Here is a 9320-nt window from a genome sequence, read left to right as displayed (position 1 = left end):
CAGCCCCAGAGTGTGCATGGAAGCGACGGGCACGTATTGGGAGGGAGTTGCCGAATATCTGGCTGGACTTGGCATGGTGGTCAGTGTCATCAATCCGGCCCAGATCAAGGCCTTCGGCGCTTCGCGCCTGGTGCGCACCAAGACCGACAAGGTCGATGCGCAACTGATCGCCGACTTCGCCCATGAACGCCAGCCAGAGCCCTGGCARGCGCCGTCGCCCGCCGAGCAATCGCTGCGCGCGCTGGTGCTGCGCCTGGACGCCTTGCAGGCGATGCGCTTGCAGGAAAGCAACCGGCTTGAAGTGGYGCGCGAGGCGGTACGCCAGGGTATCGRGGAKCATATTGCCTGGCTCGACGTCGAGATCAAAACGCTGACCCTGGCNGAAGCCGGCAGCCCCAGAGTGTGCATGGAAGCGACGGGCACGTATTGGGAGGGAGTTGCCGAATATCTCGCTGGACTTGGCATGGTGGTCAGTGTCATCAATCCGGCCCAGATCAAGGCCTTCGGCGCTTCGCGCCTGGTGCGCACCAAGACCGACAAGGTCGATGCGCAACTGATCGCCGACTTCGCCCGTGAACGCCAGCCAGAGCCCTGGCAGGCGCCGTCGCCCGCCGAGCAATCGCTGCGCGCGCTGGTGCTGCGCCTGGAYGCCTTGCAGGCGATGCGCTTGCAGGAAAGCAACCGGCTTGAAGTGGCGCGCGAGGCGGTMCGCCAGGGTATCGRGGAKCATATTGCCTGGCTCGACGTCGAGATCAAAACGCTGACCCTGGCKATCCGCCGCCATATCGATGATGACCCGGATTTACGCGACAAGCGCGCTGCTCGATAGTATCCCTGGCCTGGGCGAGCGCACGATTCCCGTGCTGCTGTCSTACTACGCCAATCCTGAGCGCTTCGACAGCGCCAAGCAAGCCGTGGCGTTTGCGGGCCTCGATCCGCGCCAGCACGAGTCGGGTTCCAGCGTGCGTGGCAAGCCACGCATGTCGAAGGTCGGCCAYAGTTTCCTGCGCAAGGCACTGTACATGCCGGCCATGGTGGCCGTCCATAAGACGCTTTGGGGCAGGCGCTTCGGTCAGCGCTTGCGTGACGCCGGCAAAGCGCCCAAGCTGATCATYGGCGCCATGATGCGCAAGCTGGTGCACRTGGCATTCGGCGTGCTCAGGTCGGGAAAAATATTTGATCCGGCCTTGCACGCCGCTTGACGGGGATAACAGTATCTACACCTGATCCGGCCACGGGCGCTCATGCAAATGACGCGCCCTTTCTATCGGACAGACGAGCGGCAAAAACTGCTGCTGGCGCGCCGAATACGCCATCAGCGCCCCGCTGTCGATGTCGAAATACCAGCCATGCAGTTTCAGCATCCCCTGCTCCACCCGGCGTTTGAGCCACGGATAGGTGAGCAGGTTGTCCAGCGACTGCAGGATGCTGGCCAGTTCGCACGCATGGTGCTGTTCTTCCGAAGACCGGTGCGCCAGCTCGCGCCGCACCCGCTGCGCCACCGGTTCGGCGATGCGCATCCACTGTCCCACGAAGTCCGTTTCCTGGTCTTCCGCGCGCGGCTGCGGTTCCAGCAGCGCGCGGATGCCGCCGCAGCGCGCATGGCCCAGCACGATGACCCTGGCCACTTCCAGCTTGCAGACGGCGAACTCGATGGCCGAACTGACGCCGGGCGGCGCATCGGGCGTGCACGGCGGCACCAGGTTGGCGATATTGCGCACGACGAACATGTCGCCCGGGTCGCTGCCCGTCAGCAGCATGGGATCGACCCGCGAATCGCAGCAGCCGATCAGCAGGGTCGAGGGCCGCTGCCCGTCGCGCAGGCTGTCGTACAAGGTTTGCGGCTCGCTGAAATACTGCTGCTGAAACAGACTGAAGCCGTTGACGAATTTTTCCAGTTCTTCCATGACATACTCTCATTTCCTCAACGTCTGGCAAGAACGACTTGCCAGACATTCCAACTTTAGCAAGGCATCGGCGCATTCTTGCGCGCGTAGCACCACCAGGTGATGGCAATGCAGCTGACGTAAAAGCCGATGAAGCACCACAGGGCCGCGTCGGGGCTACCCGTCAGCGCAATCGAGGTGCCGTAGCTTTTCGGGATGAAGAAGGCGCCGTAGGCCGCCACGGCCGAGGTGAAGCCCAGCACGGCCGCGCCCTCCTTGTTGGCGTCGACGATGGCCTGCTCCTGCTCCGCCTTGCTCTTGCCGGCGGCCGCGCGCTGATGCTCGGTCAGGAAGATCACGGGAATCATGCGGAAGGTCGAGGCATTGCCGATGCCGGTGCCGGCGAACAGCAGCATGAACATCCAGAAGAAACCGTTAAAGCTGCCGCCGATGCCATTTTGCGGCATGAAGTACAGGACGCCCAGCACGGCGCCTATCATCAAGAGGAAAGACCACAGGGTGACGCGGGCGCCGCCCAGTTTATCGGAGATCACGCCGCCGGCCACGCGCGCCAGCGCGCCGACCAGGGGACCCAGGAAGGCGTAGTCGAGCGGATTGACGTCGGGGAACTGGATCTTGATCAGCAGCGGGAACGCGGCCGAGTAACCGATGAAGGAGCCGAAGGTGCCCGTGTACAGCCAGCACATGAGCCAGTTGTGCTTGCGCTTGAAGATCACGGCCTGTTCGGAAAACGAGGCCTTGGCCGACGCCAGGTCATTCATGCCGAACCAGGCCAGCAAGGTGCTCAAGGCGATGAACGGCACCCAGATGAAGCCCGCGTTTTGCAGCCACATCTCCTTGCTCACGCCATTCTTGACCCAGGTGAGCGAATCGCCGCCCCAGGCGCCGAAGACGGCAAAGGTGATCACCAGCGGCACGACGAACTGCACCACCGATACGCCCAGGTTGCCCAGGCCCGCATTCATGCCCAGCGCGAAGCCCTTGCTGGCCTTTGGGTAGAAAAAGCTGATGTTGGCCATCGACGAGGCGAAATTGCCGCCGCCGAAGCCGCACAGCAGCGCCAGGATCAGCATGGTCGGATAGCCGGTGTTCACATCCTGCACGGCCAGGCCGATGCCGATGGCGGGAATCAGCAGCGAGCCCGTGGAAATGGCCGTCCAGCGCCGGCCGCCGAAGATCGGCACCATGAACGAGTAAAAGATGCGCAAGGTGGCGCCGGACAGGCCCGGCAAGGCCGTCAGCCAGAACAGCTGGTTGTTACTGTAGGTGAAGCCGATGTTGGGCAGGTTGACCACCACCACGCTCCACACCATCCACACGGCGAACGCCAGCAGCAGCGCGGGAATCGAGATCCACAGATTGCGCGCGGCCGTGGCCTTGCCCGTGTTTTGCCAGAAGCTCGGCGTTTCCGGCTCCCAGGTATTGATCATATAGCGGCTCATTGGTTTGCTCACAGCGGTACTCCTGCGGGTTGATTGATTGGTGCCGCGCGCTGCGGCTTGAACGAGAAATGCATCCAGACGAGGGAAACGCAGACGGTGCCGTACAGGAGCATGAAGGAGCTCGAACGCACGCCCGTGAAGTCCACCAAGGCGCCGAACATCACGGGCAGGATGAAGCCGCCCAAGCCGCCGGCCAGGCCCACCACGCCCGAGACGGCGCCGATGTTGTCGGAAAAGTCATCGCCGATGAACTTGAAGACGGATGCCTTGCCGACAGCCATGGCGATGCCGACGATGAACAGCAGCACCGTGAACCACAGCGGCGACAGGCCGATATGGAAGGCCAGCGGCCCCGTGACGGTTTCCACCACCATCTGCGTTTGCGGATACGACAGCAGGAAGAAGCACACCCAGCACACCCACATCACGGCCCAGGTGACTTTCGCCGCGCCGTACTTGTCGGAGATCCAGCCGCCCACGGCGCGCAGCACGCCGCCCGGCAGCGAGAAGCAGGCTGCCAGCAGCGCCGCGTGCTTCAAATCAAAACCGTATTCGGCCACGTAGTACTTCGTCATCCACAGCGCCAGCGCCACGTAGCCGCCGAACACCACCGAGTAGTACTGGCAGTAGCGCCACACGCGCGGGTCCTTCAGCACCTTCATCTGCGCGGAAAAGCTTTCGCCCGAAGGCGCCAGATGCGATTTGTCGGTGTACGAAAACAGCCAGAAAATGATGGCCGTGGCCAGCATGGCTACCGCATACACCTTGGGCAGCATTTGCCAGCCGAAGGCGGCGACGATGCCCGGCGCGACGAACTTGGTCAGCGCGGAACCGGAGTTGCCGGCGCCGAAGATGCCCATCGCCAGGCCGCGGCGTTCTTTCTCATACCAGCGCGCCACGTACGGCGTGCCGACGGAAAACGAGCCGCCCGCCAGGCCCACGAACATGCCCAGCAAGAGGAAATGCCAGTAGGCGGTGGCGTAGGAAATCAGGTAGATCGGCACTACGCTGGCCAGCATCAGCAGGAAAAAGACGCGGCGTCCGCCGTATTTGTCCGTCCAGATGCCCAGCGGCACGCGCACGAGGGAACCCGTCAGCACGGGCATGGCGGCCAGCAGGCCGAATTGCGTTTCAGTCAAGCCCAGGCTGGTCTTGATGGGAATGCCCAGCACGGCAAACATCATCCATACCGCGAAGCAGATGGTAAATGCGAAGGTACTGCTGATCAATACGGACGCCTGCTTGCGCCGCATGCCGGGTTGGACTGCCTTGTTACTACTGTTGTTCTTAGTGCCATCTAGGGTAGCCACGATGTTTCTCCATGAATGCACTGGCCGTCTGGCCAGCCGTCCCGATCAGCTTACGTGGCAGAGGGGAATGGCACTATCGGTCACAGGGTGATTCTGGAAAGGCAATCTGGATAGCCGTATCGGCAAAAGTGACTAGATACCGTGGCATCGATCTAGGCTGGATGGCGGGTGTTTTACAAACGGCCGGATTTTTGGCACACTCGGCGCCTGGAGAAAAGGAGCGGCATGCAGAACCTGCACGATACAGACCCTGTCATCACCCGCGCGGCGCTGCCGGGCGATGTGAACGCCATGCTGGCCTGCGATGCGTATGCGCAGGCGCACGCCAGCCGGGGCGAGGCCGTGCGCGCCGCCGTCGGCCAGGGGCACTGCCAGGTGGCGATGCGCGCCGGCCAGGTGGCAGGCTATGTCCTCACGCGCGACGATTTCTTCGATTACGGCTTTGTCTCGCTGGTGGTGGTCGCGCCCGCCCACCAGCGGCGCGGCGTGGGTGGGCGCCTGCTGGCGGCAGCCGAAGCCGCGTGCACGACGGCCAAACTGTTTACCTCGACCAACCGGTCCAACGGCGCCGCGCAACAGCTGTTCGCCAGCGCGGGCTTCGTGCGCAGCGGCCAGATCGACCATCTCGATGAGGGCGATCCGGAACTCGTGTACGTGAAATTCCTGCGTTAGCGGCATCTCGTCCCGACGGCGTATGGCGCAAGACGCCAAAGGCGGCTATGCTGGCGCCACCATCAATCAACGCCACCACATCACGCATGGATTATCTGAGCCTCAAGCATTTCCACATGGGCTGCGCCGCCGCCAGCGGCTTTCTGTTCCTCCTGCGCGGCGCCTGGATGCTGCGCGCCTCACCCGCCTTGCAGCAACGCTGGGTGAAAATACTGCCGCACCTGGTCGACACGGCCCTGCTGGCCAGCGCCATCACGCTGGCCGTGTGGAGCGGCCAGTCGCCGGGCAGCCAGCCCTGGCTGGCCGCCAAGCTGGGCGCGCTGGTGGCCTACATCGTGCTGGGCACCATCGCCCTGAAGCGGGGCAAGACGCCGGCCGTGCGCGGCGCCGCCTTCGCGGCAGCCGTGCTGGTGTTCGCCTATATCGTCGGCGTGGCCGTCACCAAGCAGGCCTGGCCGCTCTGAGCGATTGCGGCGCGCGCCAGTTCTGCCGGGCGCGCCCAAGTGCAGGGCAATGATAGTATTTGCAACTTCATCGACAAGCGGGCCATCCTGGCCGCGCCTCCACTCCTGAAAGGCAAATATGCTGCTATCCGAATTGCTGACCAAGCTGACCTGCGGTGACCTGGAAGGAGAGGAGCTCGACGAAGCCGTCGCCGCCATCACCGCTGCGCCCTCCGCGCCACGCAACGAGTGGGTCGACAGCGATGCCCAAGCCTATACGGACGCGATCCTCTTGCACCTGGCTAGCCATATGGCGTCGAGCGACAAGCTCGATGAACTGCACGAACAGATACAGGACATGTTCGACGAATTCCCCGACTTCCCGTACGAGATGCTCGAGGAAAGTGGCGGCAGCGCGCTGCCCTATTTCGAGTGGCTCGATACGGAACTGGCGCAGCGCGCCGTGGACGAAGGCGGCTATGAGCTGATCCAGATCGACGGCAGCGGCTCCGACGAAATGGATGCGCTGGTGGTGTACCGGCGCGATACAGACGACATCATCCAGGCGGCGGCATTGATGGGCGTGACGATAGTCCGGCCGCTTACTTACTATCGCGGCATTGAAGCGACGGTGGGCAAGCGGCCGTTCTGAAAAACCGCGCCTATTGCAGCGGCAAGGCGCTCACATCGACGGCGGGCGCCTGTCCCGTGGCCGGGCGCGTGAAGTTCTGGCCGGTTTTCACATAGTCGGCAAAGAAGCCGCCGTTATGCAGGTAGAACTTGCCGTTTTCCAGCCCGCCCGCGTAATCCATGCGCTGCCCATTGGTGGCCGTGGCGTCGCCCGTGTAGCGCCCCGCCGTCACTTCCGACCACGTACCCGATACATTCCTCGCCCACTGGTTGCCGAACTGGACCCGGCGCTCCGTGTAGCCCAGGGTGTCGATGAAATTTTCGAGGAAGGAATGCACGCCCGTCAGATAGGTGGAAATCGCCGGCCGCTTCCAGGTGGCGATGTAGCGCCACTTGCCCGTTTCCGGCGCAAAGAACCAGGCCGAATAATCGCTGCCGCCATTGCCGTCGGGCCGCGCGCGCGTGATGAAGCGGTACGTCGTGCCGGCCGCCCAGTTATACGACAGATAGGTCTGACCGCCCGTGCCCTCGCCGCCGAACGCATTGTCGACCACGCCGGCGCCCTTGCTGACCAGGGTGGTTTTCGCGCCATTGTCGGCGTCCCACACGGAGAACAAGATCCAGCGCTCGCTGGGCGATTTCACCTGAATGCCCATGTAGCCCTGGCTGAAGCCATTGGCCATGAAGTAGGAACCGATGGCGTCCTGGCCCTGGGGAATCGTCATCTCGTTATAAAAATACTCGGTATTGGCCGGCACGGTATAGCCCATGTGCACGGACGGGCCGCGCCGCGACCAGTAGTAGTTGGCGGGGTCGTTGGCGTAGGCGAGCGCGGCGTTCGACGTCACCTTCAGCGCCGCGACGTCGCCGAACGTGGCCTTGACCCGGGACAGTCCCTGCAAGTCGACCTTCACATAGCCGGCCGCCGCCACGTTCACCGTACCGACGGCATAGGTCTTGCGTTCCTTGCCGGCCAGCCTGACGTCGAACGGCGCGCCGTTGATCTTCACGCGGATGGTGCTGTTGCCGCCGTCGGCCAGGCTGGCGTCGAGCGCGACCTGCACGGCTCCCGCCCCGGCCACGCGGAAGTAGGTGCTGGCGACGGCAGCGGGATTGCTCCAGCCGGACAGGCCGCGCTCGTTGATGACGGCGCCGTCCTTGCCGCCGGTGATGAAGGCGTTGCCGGCCAGTTCCACCGTCGCCGCCGTGGCTGGCGCAGCCACGCTCGATGCCAGCAAGGCGGTATTGCCCTTGTCCGTGGCCGTGGCGCCGCCGCAGGCCGCCAGCAGCATCGGCATGACGGGAAGGATGGCATGGAGTAATGCACTTCTGTGTTTCATCGACGTCTCCTGGTGGTGAAGCTTTGCGGCGGGCGAACACGGGCCTGCGCGCCTGCGCCGCGGTTGAAAAACGCATGGGGATAGAAAAAACCCGCTACGGCAACTGGTGCGGTAGCGGGTCGTTAAGGCTTAGTACTTGCCGTCGAGGGCGAAGATCGGCTTGCGCGATTTCCACTGCCCGCCCGTGAAGTCGGGGAAGTCCAGGGTCTGGAAGCTGGCGGCGATCGATTGCTCGGACAGCGGCGTGATGGCGCTCCACGTCACGGCATCGTAGATATCGATCGGCATCGGCGCGTTGGCCTTCAATGCTTCGACAAAGGCGTGGATGACGAAGAAGTCCATGCCGCCGTGGCCAGCACCCTCGGCCTGCGCCGCATACTTGCGCCATACGGGGTGTTCATACTTGTCCTGGTAGGCCTTGAAGTCATCCCACTGGTGCGGCTTGCTGACGCCTTCGATGTGGATCGCGTTGTTCAGGTCCATCCACAGGCCGTCCGTGCCTTGCACGCGGAAACCCAGCGAATACGGGCGCGGCAGGCTCGTATCGTGCTGCAGGATGATGGTTTCGCCGTTTTCGCACGCCAGGGTGGTGGTGACCACGTCGCCCAGCTTGAATTTCACCTTGGCGTTCGCGTGCTGCGCGCCGCCCGGCTGCTTGACGATATAGTCGTGCAAGCCGCGCGCCTTGGTGGCGAAGGCGTTGATGCGCGTGAAACGGTTGCCGCGGTTGATGTTGGTGTACATGGCGCAGGGGCCGATGCCGTGGCTCGGATACAGTTCGCCGTTGCGCTCGACCGAGTGCTGCGTGCGCCAATGGGCTTCCGACCAGCCCTTCTCGCCAAATTCCACGCCGCCGCCGTACGGCTTGGCCGGATTGCCGCTGTTAAATTTCACGGCGCGCAGGTCATGCTGGTAGCCTCCCTGCAGGTGCAGCAGTTCGCCGAACAGGCCCGCGCGCACCATCTGCAGCGCCGCCATCACGTCGCGGCGGTAGCACACGTTTTCCAGCAACATGTACGGCGTACCCGTTTTCAGCTGGGTGTTCAGCACATCCCAGTGGTCTTGCAGGGTGATGCCGGCCACCACTTCGCAGCCGACGGCGATCTTCGCCTGCATGGCGGCGATCGCCATCGGCGCATGGAATTCCCACGGCGTGGCGATAATCACGCCATCGAGGCCGCCCGCGTCCAGCATGCGCTTGTAGGCCTTCTGGTCGCGGTCTTCGCCATACGTGCGCGGACGCGGCTTGCCGGCTTTTTCCACCTGGCCCAGCGCATGTTTCAGCATGATCGGCTCGATATCGCACAGTGCCACCACTTCCACGTCGTCGCGGCGCACCAGTTCGGCCAGCAGCACCTGGCCGCGCATACCCGTGCCGATCACGCCCAGGCGGACCTTGTCGCGGCCGGCAGCGGGTGCGGCGGTGGCCTCGCCAGGCAGCAAGGCGCTGCCGGCCATGGCGCCACCGGCCAGCGCGGCGCTGGCGGACAGGAAATTGCGTCGATTGAATTGTGTCGTCATTGGTCTCTTCTCTTCCATTGGTAATGTTCGTCGCCGGCTTGCCGTATAGCGGGCC

At 63.7% G+C, this 9320-nt stretch carries 10 protein-coding genes; 5 read left to right on the top strand and 5 right to left on the bottom strand.

Going from position 1 to position 9320, the window contains the following annotated elements:
• Together CBW66_RS29200 and CBW66_RS29195 are read left to right on the top strand one after the other, a co-directional pair.
• The coding region (locus CBW66_RS29200; protein WP_216356457.1) for a transposase at nucleotides 1–829 on the top strand (829 nt) is incomplete at its 5' end.
• Nucleotides 789–1202, top strand: a complete 414-nt coding sequence (locus CBW66_RS29195; protein ID WP_216356456.1) for a transposase — start codon at nucleotides 789–791, stop codon at nucleotides 1200–1202. The genes CBW66_RS29200 and CBW66_RS29195, both read left to right, overlap by 41 nt.
• A gap of 15 nt (nucleotides 1203–1217) precedes the next feature.
• Here the strand turns inward: CBW66_RS29195 and CBW66_RS00475 are convergent, their stop codons facing one another.
• From CBW66_RS00475 to CBW66_RS00465, 3 genes are read right to left on the bottom strand one after another with little or no spacing between them, the layout of a single operon-like run.
• Nucleotides 1218–1907 (bottom strand): carbonic anhydrase, encoded by a 690-nt coding sequence (locus CBW66_RS00475; protein ID WP_086139480.1) that lies wholly within the window; start codon nucleotides 1905–1907, stop codon nucleotides 1218–1220.
• 56 nt (nucleotides 1908–1963) lie between these two features.
• The gene (locus tag CBW66_RS00470) at nucleotides 1964–3349 is read right to left on the bottom strand and encodes a NarK family nitrate/nitrite MFS transporter (RefSeq protein ID WP_086139481.1); all 1386 of its coding nucleotides are present in this window, start codon (nucleotides 3347–3349) and stop codon (nucleotides 1964–1966) included.
• 8 nt (nucleotides 3350–3357) lie between these two features.
• Complete coding sequence (locus CBW66_RS00465; RefSeq protein ID WP_086139482.1) at nucleotides 3358–4602, bottom strand: nitrate/nitrite transporter; 1245 nt, start codon at nucleotides 4600–4602, stop codon at nucleotides 3358–3360.
• 282 nt (nucleotides 4603–4884) lie between these two features.
• Between CBW66_RS00465 and CBW66_RS00460 the strand changes: the two genes are divergently transcribed.
• From CBW66_RS00460 to CBW66_RS00450, 3 genes are all read left to right on the top strand, one after another.
• Nucleotides 4885–5331 carry a GNAT family N-acetyltransferase gene (locus tag CBW66_RS00460; protein ID WP_086139483.1) on the top strand — a complete coding sequence of 149 codons (447 nt, stop codon included), beginning with the start codon at nucleotides 4885–4887 and terminating at the stop codon, nucleotides 5329–5331.
• A gap of 86 nt (nucleotides 5332–5417) precedes the next feature.
• Nucleotides 5418–5795 carry a SirB2 family protein gene (locus tag CBW66_RS00455; RefSeq protein WP_086139484.1) on the top strand — a complete coding sequence of 126 codons (378 nt, stop codon included), beginning with the start codon at nucleotides 5418–5420 and terminating at the stop codon, nucleotides 5793–5795.
• Nucleotides 5796–5913: 118 nt separating this feature from the next.
• On the top strand, nucleotides 5914–6426 hold the full coding sequence (locus CBW66_RS00450; protein ID WP_086139485.1) for a hypothetical protein: 513 nt from the start codon (nucleotides 5914–5916) through the stop codon (nucleotides 6424–6426).
• A gap of 10 nt (nucleotides 6427–6436) precedes the next feature.
• Here the strand turns inward: CBW66_RS00450 and CBW66_RS00445 are convergent, their stop codons facing one another.
• On the bottom strand, nucleotides 6437–7744 hold the full coding sequence (locus CBW66_RS00445) for a DUF5077 domain-containing protein (protein WP_230492345.1): 1308 nt from the start codon (nucleotides 7742–7744) through the stop codon (nucleotides 6437–6439).
• A gap of 129 nt (nucleotides 7745–7873) precedes the next feature.
• Complete coding sequence (locus CBW66_RS00440) at nucleotides 7874–9265, bottom strand: Gfo/Idh/MocA family protein (RefSeq protein ID WP_086139487.1); 1392 nt, start codon at nucleotides 9263–9265, stop codon at nucleotides 7874–7876.
• Between the last annotated feature and the right edge of the window lie 55 nt (nucleotides 9266–9320).

The sequence above is a fragment of the Janthinobacterium sp. GW456P genome, from assembly GCF_002127655.1.
GTDB lineage: Bacteria > Pseudomonadota > Gammaproteobacteria > Burkholderiales > Burkholderiaceae_D > Janthinobacterium.
Note: the sequence above shows the minus strand (reverse complement) of the source record. Positions and strands in the feature narration are given on the sequence as shown.